This is a genomic window from Candidatus Thiopontia autotrophica (assembly GCF_982804495.1).
The window spans coordinates 1-26,456 of the sequence record NZ_CEYDPX010000002.1 but is presented as its reverse complement, the minus strand read 5'-3'; the positions used below and the strand labels follow the sequence as shown (position 1 = coordinate 26,456).

Sequence of the window (26,456 nt, the reverse complement as noted above, 5' to 3'; positions counted from 1 at the left end):
CCTCTATATGGTGAATATAGAGAAGGTAGCCTGTAGTCAACTAAACTTCAAGGAAATCTAGAATTCCCTCTGCTGCCTTGCGACCATCCCAGATAGCCGAGACCACCAGGTTGGAGCCACGCACCATATCACCACCAGCAAAGACTTTGGGGTTACTGGTCTGCTTCATATACTTCTGCTCTTCAGTGGCTATAACTCTATCACGCTCATCAGTCTCAATCTGGTTTTCACCAACCCACTCTGGGGGGTTGGGCTGGAAGCCAAAGGCAACAATGATGACATCCGCAGGGATAATCTCTTCACTGCCGGGTATTGGTTCAGGGCGGCGGCGTCCATTCTCATCAGGCTCACCCAGTTGAGTAGATATAACCTTCAGCCCCTCAACCCTGCCATCACCTACAATCTCGACCGGCTGGGTATTGAAGCGGAACTGGACACCCTCCTCCTTGGCATTTGCCACCTCCTTCTTGGAGCCGGGCATATTGGCCTCGTCACGACGGTAGGAGCAGGTAACGCTCTCTGCGCCCTGACGGATAGAGGTACGATTGCAGTCCATGGCGGTATCACCACCACCCAGAACCACAACTCTCTTGCCGGCCATATTGATAAAGTCGGCAGGGTCCTTCTCATAACCGTTGTTGTGGTTGATGTTGGAGATCAGGAAGTCGAGCGCGGCATTAACACCCGGCAGCTCCTCACCAGGAATGCGTGCATTCATGTACTTGTATGTCCCCATGCCCAGGAAGATGGCATCATACTCCGACTCAAGTTCACTGAAAGAGAGATCCTTGCCAATCTCGGTATTGAGACGGAACTCGATTCCCATCTCCTCCATAATGGCTCTGCGGTTACGAACCACACCCTTTTCCAGCTTGAACTCCGGGATACCAAAGGTGAGCAGGCCACCAATCTCTGGATGGCGATCATAGACTACACACTGTACGCCATTTCTGGTCAGTACATCAGCACAGCCAAGCCCGGCAGGGCCAGCTCCAACAATGGCAACCTTTTTACCGGTTGGCTCAACTCTGGATAGATCCGGACGCCAGCCACGGGCAAAGGCGGTGTCGGAGATATATTTCTCGACATTACCAATGGTGACGGCACCAAACTCATCATTCAGGGTGCAGGCACCCTCGCAGAGACGATCCTGTGGACAGACTCGACCACACATCTCCGGCAGTGAATTGGTACGGTGTGAAAGCTCAGCAGCCTTCTCAATCTCGCCATCGGCAATCAGTTTCAGCCAGTGGGGGATGTGGTTGTGGACCGGACATTTCCATGAGCAGTACGGGTTGCCGCAGGAGAGGCAGCGGTCTGCCTGAGTTGCAGCATCCTGTTCGTTGAACGGGGCATAGATCTCCTTGTACTCGGTGATACGCTGTTCAGCCGAGGTCTTGGATGGGTCCATGCGGGAGACCTCGATAAATTGGTAGATATTACCCATTATGCGGCCTCCTTCTGCATGCTTAACAGTGACTCAAGCTCAAGCGCTTTCGGCTTGACCAGCCAGAACATCGGAATGAAGTCATCCCAGCTGTTGAGGATGGTCTGCCCCCACTTACTACCAGTAGCTGCGACAAAGTCCTGGATGGTTTCACGCAGATGACTGCGATGGCTATCCATGTTCTCTGGGGTAATACGGTGGATATCAACCATCTCGTGGTTGTAGCGATCCACAAAACCACCGTCCATATCAAGGATATAGGCAAAACCACCAGTCATGGCTGCGCCAAAGTTGACGCCGGTTGGGCCCAGTACTGTGACCTGGCCCCCAGTCATATATTCACAGCCATGATCTCCCAGACCCTCGATTACAGCCCTGGAGCCAGAATTCCTGACCCCAAAACGTTCGCCTGCTGTTCCAGAGGCGTAAAGTACCCCGCCAGTTGCGCCATAGAGGCAGGTGTTACCCATGATTGGAGTCTCATTGCTGCGGAAAATAGATCCCTGTGGCGGATAAAGCACCAGCTTGCCGCCAGCCATACCCTTGCCAACATAATCATTGGCATCACCTTCGAGATTGATATGCAGACCACCTGCATTCCACACTCCAAAACTCTGGCCACTAGTTCCCTTAAGATTGAGAACAACAGGGTGTTCACTCATGCCATGGTTGCCGTGACGTTTGGCAATCTCTCCAGAGAGACGTGCACCAATGGAACGATCTGTATTACGAACTGTATAGCTGAATTCACCACCAGATTTTGATTCGATTGTAGCCATTGTATCCGCCACCATCTGTTCAGCCAGTTCACCCTTGTCAAATGGCTCATTCTTTGGCTCAGTACAGATCTGAGGCTTATCGGCAGGAACATGAGAGCTATCCAACAGTGGAGTTAGATCAAGATTATTCTGCTTGTCACTGTTGCCATCAATCATCTTCAGTAGATCAGTGCGCCCCACCAAATCATCAATAGAGCGTATTCCCATCTGAGCCATCAACTCACGCGCCTCTTCGGCAATAAAGCGGAACATGTTGATAACCATCTCAGGCATGCCGGTAAAGTGGTCGGAACGGAGACGCTCGTCCTGGGTTGCGATACCAACTGCACAGTTGTTGAGGTGACATATTCGTAGATATTTACAGCCAAGAGCAACCATTGGCCCGGTTCCAAAACCAAAGCTCTCTGCGCCAAGCATTGCTGCCTTGATTACATCGAGTCCAGTCTTTAGTCCGCCATCAGTCTGCAAGCGAACCTTGTCACGTAGATCATTGGCACGCAGAATCTGATGAGTTTCGGATAGACCCAGCTCCCACGGCGAGCCAGCGTACTTGACCGAGGTTAGCGGACTTGCTCCTGTACCGCCGTCGTGTCCAGCAATGGTTATCAGGTCAGCATAGGCTTTGGCTACACCGGCAGCAATGGTTCCAACACCAGCCTCTGATACAAGTTTTACAGATACCAGAGCATCCGGATTGACCTGTTTGAGGTCATAGATCAACTGTGCCAGATCCTCAATAGAGTAGATATCATGGTGTGGAGGAGGGGAGATCAGAGTCGTCCCAGGATTACAGTTACGCAATCTTGCGATCAGGCCATTGACCTTCTGCCCCGGTAGCTGCCCACCCTCGCCAGGCTTGGCGCCCTGTGCCACCTTGATTTGCAGGACTTCAGCACTGGAGAGGTAGTGTGGAGTTACTCCAAACCGGCCAGATGCAATTTGCTTGATCTTGGAGACCTTGTTGGTGCCGTAGCGTACTGGATCCTCACCACCCTCACCGGAGTTGGAGCGTCCACCAATTGTATTCATGGCAATTGCCAGTGCCTCATGCGCCTCTGGAGAGAGCGCCCCCAGGGACATCGCAGCCGTATCAAAGCGTTTGACAATATTTTCCCATGGCTCCACCTCATCGAGCGGAATTGACTGCTGACTTTGGCTCAATGAGAGCATGTCACGCAGGGTTGCGGTGGGGCGATTATTTACGTGATCGGCATAGACCCTGTAGTCAGCCATATCTCCTGTGCGGACAGCTTGCTGCAGGCTCTTCACCACATCAGGATTGTATGCGTGGTATTCGCCTCCATGCATAAATTTGAGCATGCCACCCTGGTCAACTGGTTTGCGACGGTTCCATGCCTCTCTGGCCAAAGATTTCTGTTCATTCTCCAGGTCAGCAAAGTTGGCACCCTTGATTCGACAGGTAGTACCACGGAAGCAGAGGTCGACAACCTCATTGTGGAGACCTACGGCCTCAAACAGCTGGGCTCCGCGGTAGCTGGCAATGGTCGAGATTCCCATTTTGGAGAGAATTTTCAATAGACCCTTGTTGATTCCTTTGCGATAGTTACGGGCAGCCTCTGTAAGGTTGTAATCCTGAATATCATTGGTGGATACCATCTCATTGATAATCTCATAGGCAAGCCACGGATAGACAGCAGATGCACCGTAACCAATGAGGGTTGCAAACTGGTGAGGGTCGCGAGCAGTTCCTGTCTCAACCACAATATTTGCATCACAGCGCAGGCCTGTCTGTACCAGATGGTGGTGGACCGCACCGGTTGCCAGTAGTGCATGGATAGTGTTTTTGTCAGATGACAGGTTGCGATCGGAAAGAACAATAACCACCTTGCCGTCACGTATGCTCTTTTCTGCAGTAATACAGACGGCATCAATAGCCTGTTTCAGCTCTTTGTCATCACCATAACCGAGATCAATATATGCGTGAGCGTAGGCACTATCCTGATGCCCAAGCAGTTGTTGGAACTTGGTTTTAGAGAGTACTGGCGAATCAACCAGTAGACGTCTGGCATGCGCCTCTGCCTCTTCAAATATGTTCAACTCACGACCAAAACAGGTCTCCAGCGACATCACAATCTGTTCGCGTAGTGGATCAATTGGCGGATTGGTTACCTGGGCAAACTGTTGACGGAAATAATCATAGGGAGAGCGATTACGTTGCGAGAGTACAGAGATTGGGGTGTCATCACCCATTGCCCCAATAGCCTCCTGGCCATTTACAGCAAGTATTCGAATTACCTCCTGACGCTCCTCAAAAGAGACCTGGAACAGTTTTTGTGCGGCCTGGAACAGCTCGGTATCAACCCCCTCGACCTCAAGATCTTCACCATCGTCAGAGCTCAGTTTAGTGGTCAGATGTTCGGTGTTTTCACTCAGCCACTGCTTGTATGGATTACGGTTTTTCAGATCATCATCAACCATGCCTGGAAGTATGAGATCACCTGTCTCTGTATCTACGGCAATCATCTGGCCAGGACCGAGACGACCTTTCTGTACCACATCCTCTGGCGCATACTCATAGACCCCAATCTCTGAGGCGAGAGTAATATGACGATCCTTGGTGATTACCCAGCGTGCTGGACGCAGGCCATTACGATCCATGGTACAGGCTGCGTAGCGTCCATCTGTAAGCACAATACCGGCAGGGCCATCCCATGGCTCCATGTGCATGGAGTTGTATTCATGGAAGGCGCGCAGATTAGGATCCATCTGCTCAATATTCTGCCAGGCGGGCGGGATCAGCAGGCGCATGGCGCGGAAGATATCCATCCCTCCCATCAATAGCGCCTCCAGCATGTTGTCCAGACTGTTGGAGTCTGATCCGGTCATGGAGACAAGTGGACGAACCTCATCCATATCAGGGATCAGTGGGGTCTCAAATTTCATCGCACGGGCAACAGACCAGTTGCGGTTGCCCTGTACGGTATTGATCTCGCCGTTGTGTGCAAGCTGACGGAATGGCTGCGCCAGACGCCACTGTGGGAGGGTATTGGTTGCAAAGCGCTGGTGGTAGACACAGAGGGCCGACTCAAAACGATCGTCACCCAGGTCACTGTAGAAGACCGGGAGATATTCCGGCATTACCAGCCCTTTATAGGAGATTACACGGGAAGAGAGGCTTGGGATGTAGAAGACCTCATCCTCTGGCTCAATGGCTTTTTCTGTCTGGCGACGTGCGATGAATAGGGCACGCTCAAAGTGAACCTCATCCATATCTGCGGCCGCATTGACAAAGACCTGTTCAATTTGTGGCAGAATGGCCAGAGCGTGAGGCCCACAGGCATTTTCTGCATCAACCGGAACAGTGCGCCAACCAAGAACATCCAGCCCCTGACCGGCAAGGTTTTTCTCCAGAGTAGCGCGTGCAGTGGAGGCTCTCTCTTCATCCTGATGAAGGAAGACCATGCCAACTGCAAAATTTTCAGCCAGTTTGTACCCTTGTTCAGTGGCAATGCTCTTCATGAATCCAGCCGGCTGCTTCATAAGCAGTCCGCAACCATCACCAGACTTTCCGTCAGCTGCAATTGCACCACGGTGGGTCATGCGGTTGAGGGATTCAATGGCGGTTTTTACCAGATTATTGCTGGGCACTCCATCCATGTGGGCAATCAACCCGAAGCCACAATTGTCCCGTTCAAATTCGGGGCGATACATGGAGCCAAAATGGTTGTTTGGCTCTTGGTTATTTTCAGATTTGTTCATGATTAGCTTGACTGTTTTAGATGAGCGGACACACTCTTCCACTCCAAAAATCGGCCGGCAAGTATAGAACAGCAGGCCATTTTATTCAATTTTCTGGCGTATATTCTGGTGGATATTCAGGCTCTTGATCATGTGATCTCTTCTGTAGAGACAAAGAAAAATGGCATTGAGAAGTTGCCGCCTCAATGCCATTTTCGGGAGTTATAGTTGTTGCAGCTGGTTCTACTGTGCCCCCTTGTCCTCAGGCTCCATAAATACCTTATCACCTGCACTGATGCAGCCTAGAGGAATCACCAACAGGGTCAGCAGGGTTGAGACGAAAACCCCAAACAACAGGGATACCGCCATCCCCTGGAAGATAGGATCTGTCAGAATTACCGCAGAACCAAGAACCAGAGCAAGTGCGGTAATCAGGATGGGCCGTGTTCTGGATTTTGCTGCGAGAATAACCGAATCAGTCAGGGACATTCCTCCACGGAAGGCGTGCATGGTGAAGTCCACCATAAGAATGGAGTTTCTTACAATAATACCAGCCAGGGCGATCCATCCAATCATTGATGTCGCAGTAAATTCTGCATTCATGATCCAGTGACCAGGCACGATTCCAAGCAGGGTAAGCGGGATTGGTGACATGATAATTGCAGGAATTACAAAATTGCCAAAGGCCCATACCACCAGCATGTAGATTGCTACCAGTGCAACACCGAAGGCAATTCCCATATCACGGAAGGTTTCGTAAGTAACAGTCCACTCGCCACCCCACTCAAAGCCGGTCTGCTTGTCGTTGGCCGGAGCACCTGTGTACTCACCGCTACGGAGAGAGACTCCATCTGGGGTCACATAACCAGTCTCTTCGAGCAATCTCTCTACATCAAGCATGGCGTAGATTGGTGCACCAAGACGACCGACGGCATCACCAACCACAAACTCGACATTTCTGAGGTCTTTGTGGAAGATAATCGGATCACGTTGAACCTTCACAAACTTGCCGAGCTCGGAGAGGGGGATAGTTCTCTGATCCATGGTCATGATTGGAAGATCTCCCAGGCGATGGAGGTGAGACCTCTTCTCGATGGGGATTGTCATGACAATATATGTTGGCTCAAGAATGAGAGACTGGAAAATAGTTGCAGCCTTGAACTCACCCATCACCATTGCCAGGTGCTGATTGATGGTCTCGACGGAGATCCCCTGTCGTGATGCCTTCTCACGATCAATCTCGAAGCGCCAGGTCTCCATGGAGCTGCGCATCAGGTTATCAACATCGGAGATGCGCTCTGAATCACGAAAGATCTGGGTAATATCATCTGCAACCTGTCGGCGAGTCTCTGCATCAGGGCCATGAATTTCGGCAACAACTGTTTGTAGCACAGGAGGCCCTGGCGGCATCTCTACTACTGTGATCGCTACGCCTGCTGCCTCGGCAATTGGTTGCAGCTGCTCACGAACATAGCTGGCAATCTCGTGACTGGTTCGGTCACGCATGGTCTTGTCTGTCAGCTGGACCGCAACTTCTGCCTGCCATGGGAACTGGCGCAGATAGTAGTGACGCACCAGACCGTTAAAATCAAATGGCTGTGCAGTACCAATATAGTTTTGGGTAGCCACAATCTCCTCGATATTACTTAGCTCGGCAGCAACCTGACGGGTAAAGTTGGCTGTAGTTGGTAGTGCGGTGCCATCAGGCATATCAATTACAACACTGAAGCTTGATTTGTTATCAAAGGGCAACATTTTTACTGGAACGACTGTGTTGTAGAACATATACATGGCAGCAAAAAAGCTGAGAATCAAACCCAGGAGAAAACTCCAGCCGAGAGTTTTGTTGTTAGCCAGTGAGAGGATTGCCTTGCGGAAGAAGACATCCATCTTCTCGTCAATCTTCTCGTCACGCTCCTCCATCTTGCGCAATTTGTCCATACTAGGGGCGATACGCATTGCCAGCCATGGGGCGAAAACCAGTGCTGCAAACAGAGAAAGTACCATGGCAACAGAGCCGAGAGCAGGGATTGGTTCCATATAGGGCCCCATCATTCCGGAGACAAACCCCATAGGAATGAGCGCAGCAACAACAGTATAGGTGGCGAGTACGGTTGGGTTTCCTACCTCACGTACTGCATCAACGGCAGTCTTGGTGTCCATGGTGCCTGCCATCAGCCAGCGACGGTAGATGTTCTCTACGATAACGATGGCGTTGTCGACTAGGAAACCAATGGAGAAGATCAGAGCGAAGAGACTCACTCGATCAATGGTGTAACCCATTAGCATGGCAACAAATACTGTGCCGACCAGCACCACAGGGATAGTTAGCAGTACCACAATGGAGGGCTTGATGCCGAGACTGAGCCAGACTAGCAGGGTAACGGCAGCGGTTGCCACAAAGAGTTTGAACAGCAGGTCATTTACCTTGTTATTGGCGCTCTCACCATAGTTTCTGGTCACCTCAACATGAACATTGTCAGGGATCAGATATCCCTTGAGGTTGTTGTTTACCTCATCGAGAATGCTGTTGACCACGGAGACACCGTTGGAGCCACGCTGTTTTGCAAGAGCAATGGTGACGGCTGCGGCATCTTTCACCGATTTTTCATGTGTGCTGGCAAGACCGGTTGAGAAGGTGACAATCTCCTTGGTCTCTTGCGGACCCTCAGATACACGGGCAACATCTCTCAAGAAGACAGGGGTTCCGCGGTGCTGTCCTACCACAAGCTGTTTTACTTCATCGACCTTTGAGAGGAAGCCTCCTGATTCAACGAAGAAGAAACGATCCTGCATCTCAATAGAGCCTACAGTGTGACCGGTATTGGCAGTCTGAACTGCATGGACAATCTGCCCCGGACTTACCCCAAAGCCGGCCAGCCGCTCAGGCAGAATCTCGATTCTCACCTGTCTTGAGCGTCCACCAGTAACAAATCCGACACCTGTCTGTGGTATCTGTTTGAGGTGCTGAAGCACACTAACCCCAAGAGTCCTCAGGGTCTCGTCATCAACCTCTTCAGACCACAAGGTCAGGGTGACAGATGGAACATCATCAACCTCTTTGGGTTTAACCATTGGGGGCTTTATCCCCTGGGGTAGCAGATCGAGATTGGATTGAATTTTGCTGTGAACCTGAACAATAGATGGGCCCATGGGCTCACCAACCTTGAACTGGATGGTGATAATGCCATACTCGCGATCACTGGCAGAGTAGACATGCTTGATTTTCGGGATCTCGCTCAGAACTCGCTCAAAAGGGTCAATAATCTGATTGGCAACCTCGCCTGATGAGAGGCCTGGTGCAGGGAAGAAGATATCGATCATCGGTACCGAGATCTGAGGATCCTCCTGACGAGGAGTTGCGATCAATCCCCATATACCTACCACCATCATGGCGATAAAAAACAGAGGAGAGAGTGGTGAGTGAATAAATGACTCTGCCAGGCCACCAGCAAAACCAAGCTCTTTGGTTACCTCATCAACATCGCCAGTCACATTCCCTGTAAAATCATGTGATTCAGGCTCACTTGTTTCAGGAGGGAGCTCTTCCCCCGGGGTTGGTTCTTTGTGATCACTCATGGTCTATTCTTATTTTGTAGAGGTTGTTGTAGATGATGGGTTTGCAAGCACAAGCTCTCCGGGCTTAACTCCAGAAAGTACACTCTGCCAGCCGTTATCTGCACGATCTCCGACACGGACCAGACGCATCTCGAGGTTGCCGTCTTCTTTCTGGACGAAGATTGCAGGAAGGCTGCCACGCCACTCAATGGCGGAGTGTGGAATGGTAACCAGTTCGGTTGCTTCTGCTGATGGGTCAGGAATCATTACCTCTGTATACATTCCAGGAGCAGCGTCTGCATCGTTAGGGATATTGAATTTTACGGTAACGGTATGGCCCATCATGTCTGCCATTGGGAAGATTCGGGCAACGGTAATGGGGATAACTGCGTTGCTTTGGTCCAGCCTGGCACTGAGCACCATTCCCTTATGTAGTCCACGAACCAGGCGTGCAGGAACCTCGGCACGGATCTGTAACTGGCTGGTATCGCCAAACAGAAAGAGAGGAACCCCCGGCTGTGCAGGTTGCCCTACCTCTACCATTTTTCTCAAAATAACCCCGTCAAATGGGGCCACAATGGTGGCCTGCTCTATATTTTCATCAAGCTCACGAATTGCTGCCAGCGCCTGATTGTATGCATTCTCGGCAGTCTCAACCTGTACATTCATACCGTATACATTTGTCTCTCGCTGAATGCCGGAGTCACCACGGCCGCTCATGTTTCTCATCGGGTTGGAGAACATTGTCATCATGCTGGGGAGACCTCCCATCATGGCGTTAGGCTGAGAGTTGGGGTTTTCAATCTCGTTACGCAGTTGCATCTGTGCATTTCTGATGCCTGCATCAGCACTGGCCAGTTGGGCCTCTGCCTGAGCACGTTTTGCCATCATTGCATCAATGTCCTGACTGGCAAGACGCTCACCTTTATTGAAGGCGTCTCCTTCCTGTCCCGCTATGAAGAGGACATCACCAGGCATTTTTGCCACTAGATTGACCTCCAGATGGGGTATAACAGTCCCTCCCAGAGAGATCATTGCACCTACGCGGCTACTCTTGGCAGCAATAAACTCACCGGCAAAGAGGGTGGTTGAGGCAGATAGCAGAAGGAGTGATGTAATGGTGCGTTTCATAAAAGGTTTTTTCATGGACTTGGTCCCAAGTTTGTCGTGCGAAAAATAATGCACATTGTATTCCAGAGAATACTTGAGTGTCAACTAATATAAGGAAAGCGGAGTGAGCGATAACTTTTATAAATCAGTGGCTGAGGAGTTATTCGTGGCCCCGGTAGCAAAGGTGGTTTGAAACCCTTTTCGGAGTTGTTGGTCTCTAAGTGCCAGCAGTGCATGCTCGGCATCTTCGCGGCACTCGTAATGAACTTCTCTGTAGCTGCTTCGTCCTCCCTGAGTCCCGGATTCACGAATCAGGGTCCAGCCATCAATCAGATCTTCCTGGATCTGGAGCTGGTAGAAGCGGAGAGGTGCGCCTTCAACAGGAGGCGTCTGCATATAGATGCGCATATCAAGCAGTTTGGTCAGGAGAGCTGAAGAGGCGCTGATGTTCTGACAGGGCATAGCGATCCGTCATCCCGGCAATATAATCGGCAACTATACGCGCACAGCTCTGTTCCCGCTGCTCTGGGCTCTCTCCCATAATCTCTCTGTATGGCTCATCAGGTAGAAGTCGCGACTCTTCCATAAAGGCCTCAAACAGCTCGGCCAGGATACGTTCTGCCTTTGCGCTCATGCCCACCACACGATGGTGACGATATAGATTTTCTCGTAGGAACTGCTTTAATTCACGATTGAGACCTGCCTGTTCACTGCTGAATTGAATCAATGGTGACGGATGGTTGCGGACAGTCTCAATATTATCCGGATTGGCACTGGAGATGTTGTTCTGGCTGGTCTCTATCAGGTCAACCACCAGGCGGTTTATCATGCGGCGAACAACCTCGTGAATTGTCCGTCTCTGATTGAGTTCAGGGTGCTGCTGGATAACAGACTCATACTGCTCTCGAAACAGGGAGACCTCTTTTAGTTGCTCAATAGTAAGAAGACCGGCGCGCAGACCATCATCAACATCATGGTTGTTATAGGCGATCTGGTCGGCAAGATTGACTAGCTGAGCCTCCAGGCTTGGTTGAGTCTGGTTGATAAAGCGCTCACCTACAGCACCAACATCTTTTGCATTGGCGATACTGCAGTGTTTGAGAATTCCTTCGCGTGACTCGAAGGTGAGGTTGAGGCCGGAGAACTTGGCATACTTCTCCTCCAGGTGGTCAACCACACGAAGTGATTGAAAATTATGTTCAAACCCTCCGTATGGAGCCATACAGCGGTTAAGTACATCCTGTCCAGCATGACCAAAGGGGGTATGCCCCAGATCATGTGCCAGTGCAATTGCCTCGGTAAGGTCCTCATTTAGTCTCAAGGTTCGGGCGATGGAGCGGCTTATCTGTGCCACCTCGATGCTGTGGGTAAGGCGGGTACGGTAGAGATCACCCTCGTGGTTTACGAATACCTGGGTCTTGTACTCCAGTCGTCTAAAGGCGGTGGAGTGTACAATTCGATCACGGTCTCGCTGAAATGCACTTCTGTATTCCGGCAGCTCTTCCGGGTACAGTCTGCCTAGTGTGGAGCTGTCATGGGCTGCATAGGGGGCAAGATTGCAGGGGTCAGCCATGATCTATCTTGTCAGGCTTCTGAGCGGCAGTGCTCAAGAGTTTCAAGCAGTTTCTCCTGCGGGAATTGGTTGGTAACCACTGCCTCGCCAATCTGTCTCTGCAGAACCAGATGAATTTTTCCAGCCTCGGCTTTTTTGTCAACAGCCATAAGCTCCAGATAACGTGATGATGTCAGTTGAGTAGGCCCTGAATCAGGCAGGTTGGCGCGCTGAATGAGTTTGCGTAGACGCTCAAGATCATTGTCGCCGAGCCATCCCATTCGTACCGAGAGATCGGTAGCCATCACCATCCCTGCGGCAATAGCCTCTCCATGTAGCCAGGCCCCGTATCCCATTCCTGCCTCGATGGCGTGGCCAAAGGTGTGTCCGGAGTTTAGAAGGGCACGTTGTCCTGCTTCAAGCTCATCAGCGGCAACAATCTCTGCCTTGTTCTCACAAGAGCGCTTGATTGCATAGGAGAGTGTCTCTGGATCTCTAGCGGTCAATTTCTCCATGTTCAGTTCCAGCCATTGGAAGAAGTCAGGATCACGAATCAGGCCATATTTGATAATCTCGGCAATGCCCGCACTGAGTTGACGGTCATCCAGGGTGTCAAGAGTGTCAGTGTCGGCAACTACGCAGCGGGGCTGGTGAAATGCCCCAATCATATTTTTTCCCAGAGGATGGTTGACCCCGGTTTTGCCCCCTACCGAAGAGTCCACCTGGGCAAGCAGTGTGGTGGGGATTTGAATGAAATTGACCCCGCGTTGATAGCTGGCGGCAGCATAGCCGGTAATGTCACCGACAACACCGCCACCAAGAGCAACCAGGGTACATTTGCGGTCAAAGCGTGCACCGAGCAGAGCATCAAAGATGGTATTCCATACATCCAGGTTTTTATACTGCTCTCCATCAGGCAGGATGACACTCTCAACCTGAAAACCCGAGAAGGCCTTTTTGGTTTTTTCGAGATAGAGGGGGGCAACAGTCTCATTGCTGACAATCATTACCTGGGTTCCAGAGAGATGAGATGAAACCAGTTGTGAGTCCCCAAGTAGACTGGACCCAATATGTATCGGGTAGCTTCTTGCCCCTAAATCAACTTCAAGCGTAGTCATAAGTTCTCGATTTTCTCAATTAGTGAGGGTAGCGCCTGTTGTATAGAGCGATCATCAGTTTCTGCCACCAGATCGGCAATCTCACGGTAAAGTGGGTCACGCTCCTCAAACAGTGATTGCAACCGCTCTTTTGGGTTGGATGTCTGTAGCAGTGGGCGGTTACGGTCCATTCTGGTTCTTTTGTAAAGTTGCTCCACAGAGGCGTTAAGGTAGATAACCATGCCACGAGCAGCCAGATATTTGCGGTTTTCCGGGCGTAGAATGGCGCCCCCGCCTGTTGCCAGAATAACCCCTTTTTTCTGGGTTAGTTCATCTATTATGGCGCTTTCACGGTTACGAAAACCCTCTTCCCCCTCAATATCGAAGATGGTCGGGATAGTTACACCCGTGCGTTCCTCTATCTCGTGGTCACTGTCGATAAACTTTTTACCCATGGACTCTGCCAGTCGTTTGCCAATTGTGGTCTTGCCGGCTCCCATCAGTCCAACCAGGAATATATTTTTTGTTGTTCTACTCAAGATTAATGCTCTAAATTCTGCAGACCACTATTTTGATCTGAAAGTATGGATGGAGTGATAAAAATTAGTAGCTCATCCTTGCCATCAGTCTTGCTCTTGCTCCGGAAGAGCGGTCCGATTAACGGAATATCAGCAAGCAGGGGCACCCGGTTTTCGGTCTGAGAATTTCTCTCTTCATAGATGCCACCAATCACCAGGGTCTCACCATTTTCCATCATTACCCGTGTCTTAACCTCTCGAGTGTCGACGCTAGGCTCACATCCGCTGCAGAGGATAGCACCAACTGCATCTTTTTTAACCAGTAACGTAAGGATAATTCGGTGATCCGGGGTTATTTGTGGGGTGACACGAAGCTCCATCACTGCATCCTTGAAGTTGATATCTGTTCCTCCACTCAGAGTGTCAGAGCGGTACGGGATCTGTACACCCTGCTGGATAGTGGCCTCATATCCATCAGAGGTTATGATTCTGGGGCTGGCTATAATCTCGGTCTTTCCATCTATCTGGGCGGCAGAGAGCTCTAGATCGATCAGGCTGCCGGTTGCCAGTTTTGCCAGAGTCAGGCCAACCCTTCCTGTCGGGTTGGCTACAGGCATATTAACGGAGAGCCTGTTGGCATCGCCTGTTACCCCTGGAGTGGTGCCGGACAGCGCGCTATCTGCTGCCTCACTACTGCCGGAGAGTGAAAAACCCCATTGGTTTTGGGCAGATTCAAGATGGGTTAGCCCTAGACGGGCCCCCAGTTCATGGCTGAAATCATCGGTAGCAATAACGATTCTGGATTCAATTAATACCTGTTTGGATGGGGTGTCTAGCTCTTTGATCAGTTTGCGAATCTGCCTGAGGTTTTCTATGGTGTCACGAATCAGCAGAGAGTTTGTCCGTTCATCAACTCCCAGAATCCCCTCCTTTGATAGTAGTGGATTCTGTTGCCCACTCTCCAGAGTTTTTTTCAGGTCAGATGCGCGTGAGTAGTGAAGCTGGATAATCTCTGTCACCACCTCTGGGACGTGAGGCTCGGGAGGAGCGTGGTCTGGAGTTACAGTAATAGGCAGCTCCTCCACTATTACGGGCTCTGCTGGTCCTGCTGATTCTGTAGAGGTGGTGACACTCTTCTGCTCGTAAAGTGAGAGTCTTAGTGAGTGTGCCTCATATTGCAGACGATAGAAGAGGGGGGCCAGTGTCGATATAACAATCCTGGTTTTATCTTCACTAGAGGCGAGTTGAATTTGTTGCAGAGGTTTTGGCAGCAGCTCTGGTAGAGAAACACTGTCGGAGCGAATGCTGGTAAAGTCGATCACCAGCAGTTCCGGATTGTGTATCGAGAATATACGTGGAGTTGGAGCAACCTGATCAAACTGAAATAGAATGGTGGCAACATGATTTTTGGTTGGGTCTGCGGCAACCTCTTCAGCAGTGGATTGGGGGGCAAGCAGGATATGGTGCAGGGCCACCCTGTTTGCTTCAGCAGATGCGTCTACTGTAGAGAGCGCAACAGAGAGAAGAATAAATATAACCCTTGAGGGCAAAAACAGTATGGTTTGCATGGGTATGTAGTATATGCCCCAAACCCCCAGATAGAAACATGAATACGGCACAAGCTTTTGATCCGTATAACAATATTTGTTCCTTTGGGGGTATCAATAAATACACCACACCGTCACAGATTTGTTCTGCAAATCAATATGTTGCACATTATCCTATGTTTCTATCTGGGGTTTTGGGTATGCGATTGGAATGGATTGAGTTGATGCTGAGTGTTATCGTTGAACGCAGTTATGTTTGACAGCCACTATACTCCGTGGAAATTACGCCAGTTCTCCAGTATGTTTCATGGAGGTGGGGTCTTTGCATACCCTACGGAATCAGTCTATGGGCTTGGGTGCGACCCATGGAATCCGGAGGCAGTTTCTGATCTATTGACAATAAAACGGCGTAATCCATCCAAGGGGCTGATTCTGATTGCATCCTCTGAGGAGCAGCTGGCTCCGTTTGTCTCGCTGAGAAGGGTGTCAGACTGGAAAAAAATGAGATCAACTGGCAACAGGCCGATTACCTGGGTCGTCCCTGTCTCGGAAGAGACACCATGGTGGATCAAGGGCAACCACACAAGTGTGGCAGTGAGAATTACAGAGTTTAAGCCAGTGGTACAGTTATGCAACAGAGTCAACTCTGCTCTGGTATCTACCAGCGCAAACCAGGGAGGACGTCCGGCATGCAGGAATAGTGTCTCAGTGAGACAGCTCTTTGGAAATCAAGTAGATATGTTGATTTCTGGGGGTACCAGTGGAGTTTCAATGCCTAGTGAGATCCGTGATTTTTACTCAAACAGGGTGATTCGTGCAGGCCAATAAATAGTGATTCATTGGGGACAATCACTGTCTCAGAGTGTATCATATAGACCATCTTCTTGGTCACTTGGGATATAGAGATGCTTCACAATATTAAGGAAGTTTGTGAGTTAACGGGGAAAAGTCGCTCCAGTATCTATCGCATGTTCAGTCGCGGAGATTTGACTTACGTTGTGGGAAAGGATGGGAAACGTCGTGTAGAGACATCCGAACTACTACGAGTGTTTGATGACATAAATTTCAATGACTCACCAACCCTTTCTGTTCCGGAGGATATTCCTTCTAGCCCTGCATCTGGAGGTGACCCTTACGTTACAGCCAGAGAGCTTACTGATCTGCGAGGCCTTATCCATGACCTAAGATCCGAGCTTGATGATATTCGGGAGGATAACCGTAGATTGTTGCGTCTACTGGAATATCAGACTGTTCAAGGGTCTGCGCAACCGCAGAGTCGACCAGTCGAGCCACAGGGTCAGGCTCAGGGTGATTGGGTAGATGATATATCAGCAGAAGAGGATACGGTTCCGGTTACCGAGGTGGCTGGACAGGGCTGGAAAGCCTATCGTCAACAACGCACAGAACAGACCCAATCTGGATCCCAAACAGCGTCACCAGTCACGTCAGGTCTGTTTGGAGAGCTGGGTATGTGGTTGAGAAACTTTTTTCTGGGTGAGTGGCAGAAACGTTAATACGCTACCAACTGTTGTCCTGCACAGTTTTTCTATTACCCAAATCCCCACTTAGAAAGAGTGCAGTATGCATGTTTCTAAGTGGGAATTTGGGTATTGATTTGGATATTACTGAATCAGGCTGAAGACACCATGTTCCGCAGCGACCTGTTGTGAACAGAACAGCTCCTTGATCTTGGCAATCAGGGGTCGCATCTCTGCCGTCTGGACTGAGCAGTAGACCTTGTTGTGTACGCGTCTCGACTGGATGACTCCAGCATTCCGGAGCACCTCCAGATGCTGGGATATGTTGCTCTGAGTGCTGCCGGCATACTCCAGTATTTCGTTGACAATCTTCTCCTGATCACCAAGGAAACAGAGAATCTTCAGTCGTGTAGGGTGGCTTATTGCCTGCAGTGCAGACGAGATCTGCTGGATCTCACCCTTATCAGATGGCAAATCAAGATTATCTTCCATTTCTCCTCCTCGAAAACAAAACAGCTTAATAGCTATTTAGAGTTATCTAATTATACGGTAATATTTTTCTGTTATCAAATCGTTATGCAGCACTTGATGTTGTATTTCTCTTCAATGTAACGCGCAAGCACTCTCTGTTGATCCTTGTCTAGCTGGACGCAGAGAAGAATAAGCTGGGCAAGTTCATTATCATCTGCATGAAAGAAGGCAACCGGCACCCTGAGGACGGCAGACAGTTTTGCAATTGTCTGGTCACTGGGGCGATGACGGTTGTTTTCGTATTGGTTTACGCGTGGGCTGGCAGTTGCCGGATCAATCCCTATCTCCAGCCCCAGCTGTTTCTGTGACAATCCCAATTGTTGCCTTGCCTGTTTCAGGCGTTCACCGAATACTATCTTCTGGCTTCCCATGCCTTGCAAGGCCTCCTTCCCTTATAGAATGTAGGCACTTTATGTTGAATGGCAAGCAAAAACAATTAAGTAAAACTTAATGTCATGGCCTGTTTATGGATCTCTATGTTGGGGGGTGGCCCTGGATTTGTGAGATGGTATGGCGGTCAGGATATTATTCGACTAGACTGTTTAACATGTCTCAAATTTGTTGGATGAAGTGAAAAAACAAGGGAGCTGTCTGTGAAAAAATTTATCTCATTAGTGTTGTTGGTCTTTTCAGCGGGGGCATTTGCGAATCCTGTAGCTGACTTGGAGGGAAAACATGGATACGATAGAAGAGCAGCCATTACCAGAATGTCTGATACAGATTGGGGTGGACAGCGATTCTCGATAGAAAAAGGTATTGAGCTTCTGCAGGGTTTGACAGGTACAGACAGATACTATGCTGCTAAATCATTGCTGGGATCGAATCGCTACAAAAGAAATATGTTGCCTGGCAATATGTCTGTGCGGCAGATGAATGCTGTTCTGGATGGTGTTGGTGAGCAGCGCGGCGATCTTATTGCCCATCTTGCTGACTTTGAGATACCCGCAGGAAATTTTGGAGTGGCAGAGATCCAGTCATTAATTGGTGATGTGGCCGGTGATGATTATGAGCGCTCAATGAAAGCCCTTATGGGATCTAATCAGATGCACAGAAATTATGCCATCTCCTCTCTTGGTGTAGATCAGGTTGATGCTCTTCTGTCCAGAGACACGAATCGTGCGGGGATGATTCGTTACATGGCGGACTACGCAATTCTTGAGGGAAATTTTACAGTTGATGGTGCAGAAAAGATGATGCGTACCCAGAGCGGCATGGATCGTCATGACTCTGTCAAGGCGCTGTTGGGGTCCAACCAGCAGAAACGTAATTACCTCAATATACCTCTCAGCTTTGTAGATGCACAACGTCTGCTCGACGGTACTGCATTGAGATCTGAGCTGATCAATTACTTTTCTGACCGTGGGGTTTTTGCGGACAGGCTGACAGCAAATGAAGCAGCCAGATTGCTGGAGAACATCAAACATACTGATCGTTTTGAGACGTTGAAGACCCTGCTTGGATTCAATCAGCAACAGAGGGACTATCTGCGGTCACCTCTCAGTGTGAATGATGTGTATACACTGCTTGCCGGCACAGCATATCGTGACGAGATGATCGGATTAATGGCAGATCGTGGTGTAATCGTCGACGGTATCTCAGTGGCTGATGCAGTTATGATGATGGAGCAAATCACGCGTGCCGATCGGTATGATGCAGTTAGTTCTCTGCTGGGAAATAATAAACAGAAGAGAAGCTATATAACTTTGCCGATTACAGCTGCCGGTGCCATTCAGCTAATGGAAGGCGGCGCATATCGGGATGAGTTGATAGGTTTTATGGTTGATCATGGCCTTATTGAAAATAGACTGAGTGCCGATGACACAGTAGCGCTACTAGAAGATCTTGTTGGTATGGACAGGTACGACGCTCTTCTCGCACTGATGGGAGAGAACGGGCAGACAAGAAATTATCTCGATATGCCAATGGGTCCATCCTCAATGGTATCGCTATTCGAGAGGACGGCTAACAGAAAGGAGCTGATAGCATTGATTGCTGATCAGGGAATGGTTGATGGCACCATAAATGCTGCAGAGGCAGAACACCTTCTGGGGAGGCTTTATGGAGAGGAGCGTGAGCAGGCGCTGAAGATTCTGCAGGGTGATAACAGACTCAAGAGGATATACCTCTCCAATTAGAGGCGCATGTTGTGAAGATTGAGAAAGGTCTGCAGTGGGTGTTATTGCTATGGATCTTTGGATTATCTCCGCTATATGCGGATGATTATTCTGATCCGATTCTGGCAAAGGTCTATCAAAGTGAGGATTTGACCGGTTGGTGGGTAAGTGAGAAGCTGGATGGAGTGCGCGCTATCTGGAATGGCAAAATTCTTCTTTTTCGTAGTGGACGTCCTATTAGTGCCCCGAACTGGTTTACAGAGTCATTTCCAGAATACTCTATGGATGGAGAGCTCTGGATGGGGAGGGGCACTTTTGACAGGCTTTCCGGGACGGTGCGAAGAGATGTGCCTGTGGATGATGAGTGGAGGAGAATACGCTACATGCTGTTTGAGCTCCCGGATCAGCCAGGTACATTTACAGAAAGAGTGGAGAGAATGGAACAACTTGTGCGCTCTTTGAAGATACCCTGGTTGCAGGTAGTTTCGCAGGAACGAGTGGGGAATGACGCTCTGTTGATGCAGTGGCTGGAGCAGATAGTGCAGCAGGGAGGGGAGGGTTTGATGTTGCATCGGGCAGATTCACACTATCATGGAGGCCGTAGTAGCGACCTGTTAAAGCTGAAATCATGGCAGGATGCTGAGGCCGCAGTGGTTGAGATTCTACCCGGTAAAGGGAAGTATGACGGCATGATGGGATCTCTGCTGGTGGAGAGCGAGAATGGGAGACGTTTTCGTATCGGCAGTGGCTTTAAGCTGCAAGAGAGGAAAAATCCGCCATCCGTGGGAACCGTGATTACTTACAAATATACTGGCCTAACCCCAAACGGGTTGCCGCGTTTTGCCAGTTTTTTACGTATTCACCATACGTTTTGATGTAATAATTGTCATCAGGTTACAACGCCAAGCCACCCAGCTGCTAGAGTGGATAATAGTGAATTAGAAAAATGATTGTTCTAGGAATTGAAAGCTCCTGTGATGAGACGGGTGTTGCGATCTATGAAACAGATATCGGTCTGCGAGGAGATCTGCTCTACAGTCAGGCCGAGATGCATGCACAGTATGGAGGGGTGGTTCCGGAGCTGGCCTCACGTGACCATATTCAACGGGTAATCCCACTGATTGATCAGTTGCTCAATGAGGCAGACATCACTTCAGAGCAGGTGGGCGGTGTCGCCTATACTGCCGGCCCCGGCCTGATGGGTGCCTTGATGGTTGGAGCATGCGTAGGTAGAAGTCTCGCATACTCATGGGGGGTTCACGCGGTCGAGGTGCACCACATGGAGGGGCATCTGTTGGCACCACTGCTGGAAGATAAGAGGCCAGAATTCCCATTTATTGCACTCCTGGTTTCCGGTGGTCACACCCAGTTGATTCGGGTAGATGGAGTTGGTCGGTACCAGTTGTTGGGGGAGTCGGTAGATGATGCTGCTGGCGAGGCCTTTGACAAGACAGCCAAGCTGTTGGGCCTGAGGTATCCGGGAGGCCCAGCCCTCTCAAAATTGGCTGAGGAGGGCAATCCTGAACGCTTTACTTTTCCGCGACCAATGGTAGATCGTCCCGGACTGGACTTCAGTTTTAGCGGACTCAAGACTTATGCTCGCAACACACTACAAAATGGTTCTGAAGAGCCAACAATCGGTGCTGATGTGGCGCGCGCATTTGAGGATGCAGTTGCAGATACATTGGCAATCAAGTGCAGACGAGCCCTAAGAGAGAGTGGTCTGAATCGGTTGGTAGTGGCAGGTGGCGTTAGTGCAAACCAGAGAGTTCGTCTGCGACTCTCAGAGATTGCAGAGAAAGAGGGGGGGGAAGCATTTTTTCCTCGCCTGAATTTCTGTACCGATAATGGCGCCATGATCGCTTTTGCCGGAGCATTGCGTCTGCAGGCCGGGGAGCATAGCTCGCTTGCTATCGAGACCAGGGCCCGTTGGCCGCTGTCGGAATTGGCCGCAGTCAGCTAGATTTTTTTGCCCCAATCCGGTCTTCTCTGCCTGAGATGAGGTTCTGTATATTGCTGCGGTGTCGCCAGTACAGAAGAGCAGTAACAGTAGCCATGGTGGCTGTGAGAATTTCGCTATTGGGCTCTGGAAATAGATGCCAGACATAGAGAGGTGCCAGCAGTATGGCAGTTAGTGCCGACAGTGATGAGTAGCGGAAGAGTGCGGCCATCAGCACCCAGGTGGTGACAGTAGCTAGTCCAATGCTCCAGTGCAGCCCAATCAGAGCTCCCAGTGCGGTGGCGACCCCCTTTCCCCCTTTGAACCCAAAGAAGATGGGGTATAGGTGACCCATAAATGCAGCCAGCAGAGTGAGAGAGAGCGTGATCTCGTCTACCCCCAGCTGGACAGCAATAGCCACCGGCATAAGCCCCTTCAGCATATCGCCACCCAGGGTAAGAAGGGCGGCTTTCTTCCCTCCAAGACGGAGTACATTGGTCGCTCCCGGATTTTTGGAGCCTTCTGATCGGGGGTCGGGCAGTCCAAGTAGACGACAGACCAGTATTGCGGCGGATAGTGAGCCGATCAGGTATGAGGCTGCAACAAGTGCTATATCAGTCAGTTCATTCATAATGAGGGAATTATGGGATAATCTGAACAGGGTTACAAACATAGTAGAGGAAGAGAGGTCAGGGCCATGGATATCGTCTATATCAAGGATCTACAGATCAAAACGGTTATTGGAATATATGACTGGGAGCGTGAGATAAAGCAGACAGTCAGTATCGACCTGGAGATGGGAACAGATATTTGCAAGGCTGCAGAGAGCGACACCATAGAACACACACTTGATTACAAGTCTGTATCCAAAAGAATCATCAGTTTTGTGGAGGAGAGCAGCTTTCAGCTGGTGGAGACAATGGCAGAGAGAATTGCCGCGATTGTGCGCTCGGAGTTCACTGTGTCATGGGTTCGTCTTCGGGTCAGTAAGCCTGGTGCAGTAACAGGATCCAGGGATGTGGGAGTTATAATTGAGCGCGGCGAGAAGATCTGATGCCGCGAATTTATCTCAGTATTGGCAGCAATATTGACCGTGAGCAGAGCGTATCGAGGGCGGTTGAGCAGTTGAGAGAGGATTTTGGAGGGCTGACAGTATCAACAGTCTATGAGAGTGAGGCTGTGGGTTTTGATGGTGATGCCTTCTACAATCTGGTGGTCGGCTTTGACTCAGAGATGGGGCTAAACGAGATTCAGCAACAGCTACGAACAATTGAGACAGAGAATGGAAGAGAGCGTGGTGCAGAGAAATTCAATCCGCGCACCCTGGATCTGGATCTGCTTCTCTACGGAGATCTGGATCTACAGGACCGGGGGGTAGATATTCCACGTGCAGAGATATTCCGTTATGCGTTTGTGCTAAGACCGCTGTCCGAGATTGCGGGCAATGAGCGTCATCCACAGACTGGAGAACAGTACAGCACCATATGGGATGGGTTCGATCACTCCAGCCAGCCTCTTTGGCCCGCACCGCTACAGTTTTAATCAGTTACTGAGAGTTCGGCCGCCATCTACACTGATGATCTGGCCAGTTATGTAGTTGGCGCTGCCGATCAGGAACAGGATGGTTTGAGCAATATCGTCAGGCTCTCCAGATCGTTTGAGCGCAGTTCTGGATATGATCTCCGCACGTGTATCGTCATCCAGGCCAGACTCAGGCCAAAGTATGGCTCCAGGTGCAACCCCATTAACCCGGATCTCTGGCCCTAGTTCACGCGCCATACTTTTTGTAAGCATGGTTATGCCGGCTTTCGCAATGCTGTATAGGGTATGTTCCTTGAGCGGGCGCTCAGCATGAATATCAACGATATTGACAATAGTTCCATGAACTCTTTTCAGTTCGGGGGCTGCCGCCTGCGAGAGAAATAGTGGCGCCTTAAGGTTGGTTCCAATCAGATCATCCCAGCCATCCTCATCCATTGAGCCGACTGGAGTAGGATAGAAGGTTGATGCATTATTGATCAGCACATCAAGCCTTCCCCAGTAGCCGGCTGCCTGCTGGATAATAGAGTCAAACCCTGAGATTTGGTGAAGGTCGGCCTGAATTAGCTCTACAGAGTCAGGACGATTTTGTTGCAGTTCATCTTGTAGCGCAACAGCATCTGTTGCAGAGTTGCGATAGTGAAGCACAATATTCATGCCCGACTTGTGCAGTAGGCGCACAGTTGCGGCGCCAATTCTATGGGCTGCACCTGTGATCAATACGACCTTGCCCTGGTAACTGTTGGTATCATTGCCCACAAATATGGCCCCACAAATGAAAAAATTAATTGTAACAGATGACTAACACCTTCCTTGCGCCAACCCAAGAGATGGAGAGTATATCCAGGCAGCTACAGGCCAGTATGGTTGAGTCGATTCAGCAGGCAGGGGGCTGGATGCCATTCGACCAGTGGATGTCTCAGGCGTTATATACCCCGGGGCTTGGTTATTACAGCAACCTTCATGGTCTGGGGCTCTCTGGTGACTTTATAACTGCGCCAGAGATTTCGCCACTATTCTCAAGGGTGATTGCAAAACAGATCATGTCAGTGCTGTCGGATATGGAGTCTCCAGAGATACTTGAGTTTGGCGCAGGCTCCGGGGCAATGGCAGCAGAGATAATGGCAGAGCTTGAGAGGCAAGGGCAGCTTCCAGACAGTTACAACATTCTTGAGGTGAGTGCAGGGCTGAAAGTAAGGCAGAGAGAGCTGCTTGGCGAACGTATTCCTCATCTAGTCGACCGTATCAATTGGCTGGACACCATGCCGGAAACACATTTTCAGGGAGTGGTTGTTGCCAATGAGGTGATGGACGCCATCCCTGTAGAGCGTTTTGTTGTTCGTAGAGGTACGGCTATCGCACTAGGGGTTTCCATTGATGAAAATGGTATTCTGGTTATGAGAGAGCACCCTGATGGTATGGCGGTTGAACTGCCGGCAGAAATCGATATGGAGAGCATGGATGATGGATATGTTTCCGAGGTGAGACCAGGGCTTTCACCATGGATCGCCTCGATTTCGGATCAGTTGCAGAGGGGGATAGTTCTGCTTATTGATTACGGTTACTCACGTGCCGAGTATTATCGCCCGGAGCGCAACAGTGGTACTTTAAGCTGCTTCTACCGGCACCATAGACATGAGGATGCCCTTGCTCTACCAGGACTTCAGGATATAACGGCGCATATTGATTTTACTGCTGTCGCCGAGGCGGCAGATGAGTCTGGACTGGATGTTGCCGGTTACACAACACAGGCATATTTTCTGCTGGCTGGAGGGATTGCAAAGATGGCAGAAGATGAGAATCTGGATGATATACAGGCCCGTATTGAGACATCACGGGCAATCCAGCAGCTCACAATGCCGGCACAGATGGGTGAGGTGGTAAAAGTGATGGCCTTGACCAGAGGTGTCAAATTACCAGATACATTTACTATCCACGACCAGCTTCACACACTGTAGTAGAGTAGATAGCATGGATCTTATTCAGATTGTTCTCTTATCACTAGTGCAGGGGCTGACAGAATTTCTCCCCATCTCCAGCTCGGCACACCTTATTCTGGTTCCGGTTCTGACTGGTTGGCAGGATCAAGGGCTGGCCTTTGATGTCGCTGTACATATCGGCACACTATTGGCAGTGGTCAGCTACTTTCGCTCTGAACTGATAAAAATGGTTTCAGAGTGGGGCGGCTCACTGGTTGGTCGAGGGGTGACGGCTGATGCGAAACTGGCATGGGCAGTTGGGCTGGGAACAATTCCTGTTGGGCTGGCAGGCCTTGTATTTAAGGATCATATTGAGCTATACCTACGGTCTCCGCTGGTTATTGCCACCACCACCATACTCTTCGGGCTGCTGCTCTGGTGGGCCGATTACAGAGGAAAGCGACAGAGTGATGAGCACCAAATGGGGTGGCAGACAGTTTTGGTGGTTGCACTATCACAGATATTTGCCCTGATCCCGGGAACCTCCCGGTCAGGCGTCACCATGACAGCAGCACTAGCTATGGGGATGACAAGACAGGGTGCAGCAAGATTCTCGTTTCTGCTCTCCATCCCGGTAATTTTACTGGCTGGGGGACTGGAGGTGGTGGAGTTGATCCAGCAGGGAGATGGTGTTAACTGGGCCACACTGTTGCTGGGAACGGCACTATCTGCAATAAGTGCATACCTCTGTATACACTACTTTCTGAGACTATTGGACCGTATAGGGATGGCCCCATTTGTGCTCTATCGCATGATTTTGGGCGGACTGTTGCTGCTGTTATATCTGTAAGCTATAGAATGTTTAATGGCGCAAAATTTACTCTACCAACACAGGGCGCTTCAATGATCTACGTTGTAGTGCAGTTTGCCTGTATCATCTATTTAGTCATTAACGCACAGTTGACCAATTTTGATCTACCTGTTTATATCCTGATGGCGCTTTCTGCAGTTATTGGCGGTATGGCTATCATCAATATGAGGCTTGATAATCTCAATATTGTACCCACCCTAAAACAGAGGCATCAATTAATCACTACAGGCATCTATGCCTACATCAGGCACCCAATGTACAGCAGTGTGCTGCTCTTCTGTTTAGCGCTGACCCTAAGCAACATCCATCTGTATGCGCTGCTTGTTATGTTGGTGCTACTGATTGATTTAATTATGAAATCAAATTTTGAAGAAAAACTCCTGGCCGAGCGTTTTGAGCAGTATAAAAACTATAAAACAGACACAGGAAGGTTTTTGCCCTTCAAAAGGTATTAGAAAGAACGAATTGGATAAGGCCTCTTATTCAGCAGTCGAAAAGCATTCGCTATGGCGGGACAGCACCCCTCTTACCACAACTTGAGGAGGTGGTAGCGTCTGCCTTTACAGCCTGAGCACGTCTTTTCTGTAGCTCATTGCTGATCTCTTGCCCTCTGAACCCATCAGCAATGATCCCATCAGTTTCTATTGACTGCGCAGCTATGAAGGCAGCTCTTAGAGCGTTGCCCTGGGTGAATGTCTCATTCTCAAAACCGGTTCTGCCACGCTGATCTGCCTCACATGTAATCAGGAAATCCTCAA

The 26,456-nt window shown here is 49.9% G+C and carries 23 protein-coding genes and 1 pseudogene; 10 read left to right on the top strand and 14 right to left on the bottom strand.

The window, feature by feature from the left end; translation table 11 throughout:
* Positions 1 to 40 precede the first annotated feature (40 nt).
* The 9 genes from AC3ZFK_RS01525 to AC3ZFK_RS01485 form a co-directional block, all read right to left on the bottom strand.
* Positions 41 to 1,447 (bottom strand): glutamate synthase subunit beta, encoded by a 1,407-nt coding sequence (locus AC3ZFK_RS01525; RefSeq protein WP_489433710.1) that lies wholly within the window; start codon positions 1,445 to 1,447, stop codon positions 41 to 43.
* Entirely contained in the window at positions 1,447 to 5,946 is a 4,500-nt protein-coding gene (gene gltB, locus AC3ZFK_RS01520; protein ID WP_487506064.1) for a glutamate synthase large subunit, read from the bottom strand. Before gltB ends, AC3ZFK_RS01525 begins: the two co-directional genes overlap by 1 nt.
* A gap of 222 nt (positions 5,947 to 6,168) precedes the next feature.
* On the bottom strand, positions 6,169 to 9,504 hold the full coding sequence (locus AC3ZFK_RS01515; RefSeq protein WP_487506065.1) for an efflux RND transporter permease subunit: 3,336 nt from the start codon (positions 9,502 to 9,504) through the stop codon (positions 6,169 to 6,171).
* 9 nt (positions 9,505 to 9,513) lie between these two features.
* Positions 9,514 to 10,614, bottom strand: a complete 1,101-nt coding sequence (locus tag AC3ZFK_RS01510; RefSeq protein WP_489433709.1) for an efflux RND transporter periplasmic adaptor subunit — start codon at positions 10,612 to 10,614, stop codon at positions 9,514 to 9,516.
* A gap of 117 nt (positions 10,615 to 10,731) precedes the next feature.
* The gene (locus tag AC3ZFK_RS01505) at positions 10,732 to 11,001 is read right to left on the bottom strand and encodes a WGR domain-containing protein (RefSeq protein ID WP_489433708.1); all 270 of its coding nucleotides are present in this window, start codon (positions 10,999 to 11,001) and stop codon (positions 10,732 to 10,734) included.
* A 1-nt stretch (position 11,002) separates the two neighbouring features.
* On the bottom strand, positions 11,003 to 12,166 hold the full coding sequence (locus AC3ZFK_RS01500) for a deoxyguanosinetriphosphate triphosphohydrolase (RefSeq protein WP_487506067.1): 1,164 nt from the start codon (positions 12,164 to 12,166) through the stop codon (positions 11,003 to 11,005).
* Positions 12,167 to 12,177: 11 nt separating this feature from the next.
* Entirely contained in the window at positions 12,178 to 13,263 is a 1,086-nt protein-coding gene (gene aroB, locus AC3ZFK_RS01495; protein WP_487506068.1) for a 3-dehydroquinate synthase, read from the bottom strand.
* Entirely contained in the window at positions 13,260 to 13,781 is a 522-nt protein-coding gene (aroK, locus tag AC3ZFK_RS01490; RefSeq protein WP_487506069.1) for a shikimate kinase AroK, read from the bottom strand. Before aroK ends, aroB begins: the two co-directional genes overlap by 4 nt.
* A 2-nt stretch (positions 13,782 to 13,783) precedes the next feature.
* On the bottom strand, positions 13,784 to 15,328 hold the full coding sequence (locus AC3ZFK_RS01485; protein WP_489433707.1) for a type IV pilus secretin PilQ: 1,545 nt from the start codon (positions 15,326 to 15,328) through the stop codon (positions 13,784 to 13,786).
* Between the two features lie 210 nt (positions 15,329 to 15,538).
* On the opposite strand from AC3ZFK_RS01485, the gene tsaC reads away from it, so the two are divergent.
* Together tsaC and AC3ZFK_RS01475 are read left to right on the top strand one after the other, a co-directional pair.
* A complete protein-coding gene (gene tsaC / locus AC3ZFK_RS01480; RefSeq protein ID WP_489433706.1) occupies positions 15,539 to 16,135 on the top strand; it encodes an L-threonylcarbamoyladenylate synthase type 1 TsaC in 597 nt (198 codons plus the stop codon).
* A gap of 77 nt (positions 16,136 to 16,212) precedes the next feature.
* Positions 16,213 to 16,821: a helix-turn-helix domain-containing protein gene (locus tag AC3ZFK_RS01475; protein WP_487506072.1), complete on the top strand. Its 609-nt coding sequence runs from the start codon at positions 16,213 to 16,215 to the stop codon at positions 16,819 to 16,821.
* Positions 16,822 to 16,929: 108 nt separating this feature from the next.
* Here the strand turns inward: AC3ZFK_RS01475 and AC3ZFK_RS01470 are convergent, their stop codons facing one another.
* Both AC3ZFK_RS01470 and AC3ZFK_RS01465 read right to left on the bottom strand, forming a co-directional pair.
* A complete protein-coding gene (locus AC3ZFK_RS01470; protein ID WP_487506073.1) occupies positions 16,930 to 17,277 on the bottom strand; it encodes an ArsR/SmtB family transcription factor in 348 nt (115 codons plus the stop codon).
* A gap of 74 nt (positions 17,278 to 17,351) precedes the next feature.
* The gene (locus tag AC3ZFK_RS01465; protein ID WP_487506074.1) at positions 17,352 to 17,687 is read right to left on the bottom strand and encodes a helix-turn-helix domain-containing protein; all 336 of its coding nucleotides are present in this window, start codon (positions 17,685 to 17,687) and stop codon (positions 17,352 to 17,354) included.
* 222 nt (positions 17,688 to 17,909) lie between these two features.
* Between AC3ZFK_RS01465 and AC3ZFK_RS01460 the strand changes: the two genes are divergently transcribed.
* The 3 genes from AC3ZFK_RS01460 to tsaD all read left to right on the top strand — a co-directional run bounded on the left by AC3ZFK_RS01460 (position 17,910) and on the right by tsaD (position 21,393).
* Positions 17,910 to 19,451, top strand: a complete 1,542-nt coding sequence (locus AC3ZFK_RS01460) for a hypothetical protein (protein WP_489433705.1) — start codon at positions 17,910 to 17,912, stop codon at positions 19,449 to 19,451.
* 11 nt (positions 19,452 to 19,462) lie between these two features.
* A complete protein-coding gene (locus tag AC3ZFK_RS01455) occupies positions 19,463 to 20,305 on the top strand; it encodes a DNA ligase (protein ID WP_489433704.1) in 843 nt (280 codons plus the stop codon).
* Positions 20,306 to 20,376: 71 nt separating this feature from the next.
* Entirely contained in the window at positions 20,377 to 21,393 is a 1,017-nt protein-coding gene (tsaD, locus tag AC3ZFK_RS01450) for a tRNA (adenosine(37)-N6)-threonylcarbamoyltransferase complex transferase subunit TsaD (RefSeq protein ID WP_489433703.1), read from the top strand.
* Here tsaD and plsY read toward each other — a convergent pair.
* Positions 21,386 to 22,000 carry a glycerol-3-phosphate 1-O-acyltransferase PlsY gene (gene plsY / locus AC3ZFK_RS01445; RefSeq protein ID WP_487506078.1) on the bottom strand — a complete coding sequence of 205 codons (615 nt, stop codon included), beginning with the start codon at positions 21,998 to 22,000 and terminating at the stop codon, positions 21,386 to 21,388. The genes tsaD and plsY overlap by 8 nt on opposite strands.
* Before the next feature lie 66 nt (positions 22,001 to 22,066).
* On the opposite strand from plsY, the gene folB reads away from it, so the two are divergent.
* Positions 22,067 to 22,423, top strand: a complete 357-nt coding sequence (folB, locus tag AC3ZFK_RS01440) for a dihydroneopterin aldolase (protein WP_487506079.1) — start codon at positions 22,067 to 22,069, stop codon at positions 22,421 to 22,423.
* The gene (gene folK / locus AC3ZFK_RS01435) at positions 22,423 to 22,911 is read left to right on the top strand and encodes a 2-amino-4-hydroxy-6-hydroxymethyldihydropteridine diphosphokinase (RefSeq protein ID WP_487506080.1); all 489 of its coding nucleotides are present in this window, start codon (positions 22,423 to 22,425) and stop codon (positions 22,909 to 22,911) included. The genes folB and folK overlap by 1 nt, the downstream gene beginning before the upstream one ends.
* On the opposite strand, the gene AC3ZFK_RS01430 is transcribed toward folK, so the two are convergent.
* The gene (locus AC3ZFK_RS01430; RefSeq protein WP_487541310.1) at positions 22,912 to 23,667 is read right to left on the bottom strand and encodes a pteridine reductase; all 756 of its coding nucleotides are present in this window, start codon (positions 23,665 to 23,667) and stop codon (positions 22,912 to 22,914) included.
* 38 nt (positions 23,668 to 23,705) lie between these two features.
* Here AC3ZFK_RS01430 and AC3ZFK_RS01425 point away from each other — a divergent pair, with 38 nt between their 5' ends.
* The 3 genes from AC3ZFK_RS01425 to AC3ZFK_RS01415 are packed head-to-tail and all read left to right on the top strand — an operon-like array spanning position 23,706 to position 26,153.
* The gene (locus AC3ZFK_RS01425) at positions 23,706 to 24,866 is read left to right on the top strand and encodes a class I SAM-dependent methyltransferase (RefSeq protein WP_489433702.1); all 1,161 of its coding nucleotides are present in this window, start codon (positions 23,706 to 23,708) and stop codon (positions 24,864 to 24,866) included.
* Between the two features lie 13 nt (positions 24,867 to 24,879).
* Positions 24,880 to 25,677: an undecaprenyl-diphosphate phosphatase gene (locus AC3ZFK_RS01420; RefSeq protein ID WP_489433701.1), complete on the top strand. Its 798-nt coding sequence runs from the start codon at positions 24,880 to 24,882 to the stop codon at positions 25,675 to 25,677.
* Between the two features lie 8 nt (positions 25,678 to 25,685).
* Positions 25,686 to 26,153, top strand: a complete 468-nt coding sequence (locus AC3ZFK_RS01415; RefSeq protein ID WP_487506084.1) for a methyltransferase family protein — start codon at positions 25,686 to 25,688, stop codon at positions 26,151 to 26,153.
* Positions 26,154 to 26,202: 49 nt separating this feature from the next.
* Here AC3ZFK_RS01415 and AC3ZFK_RS01410 read toward each other — a convergent pair.
* A pseudogene (locus AC3ZFK_RS01410) lies at positions 26,203 to 26,456 on the bottom strand (multifunctional CCA tRNA nucleotidyl transferase/2'3'-cyclic phosphodiesterase/2'nucleotidase/phosphatase); the annotation flags it as partial.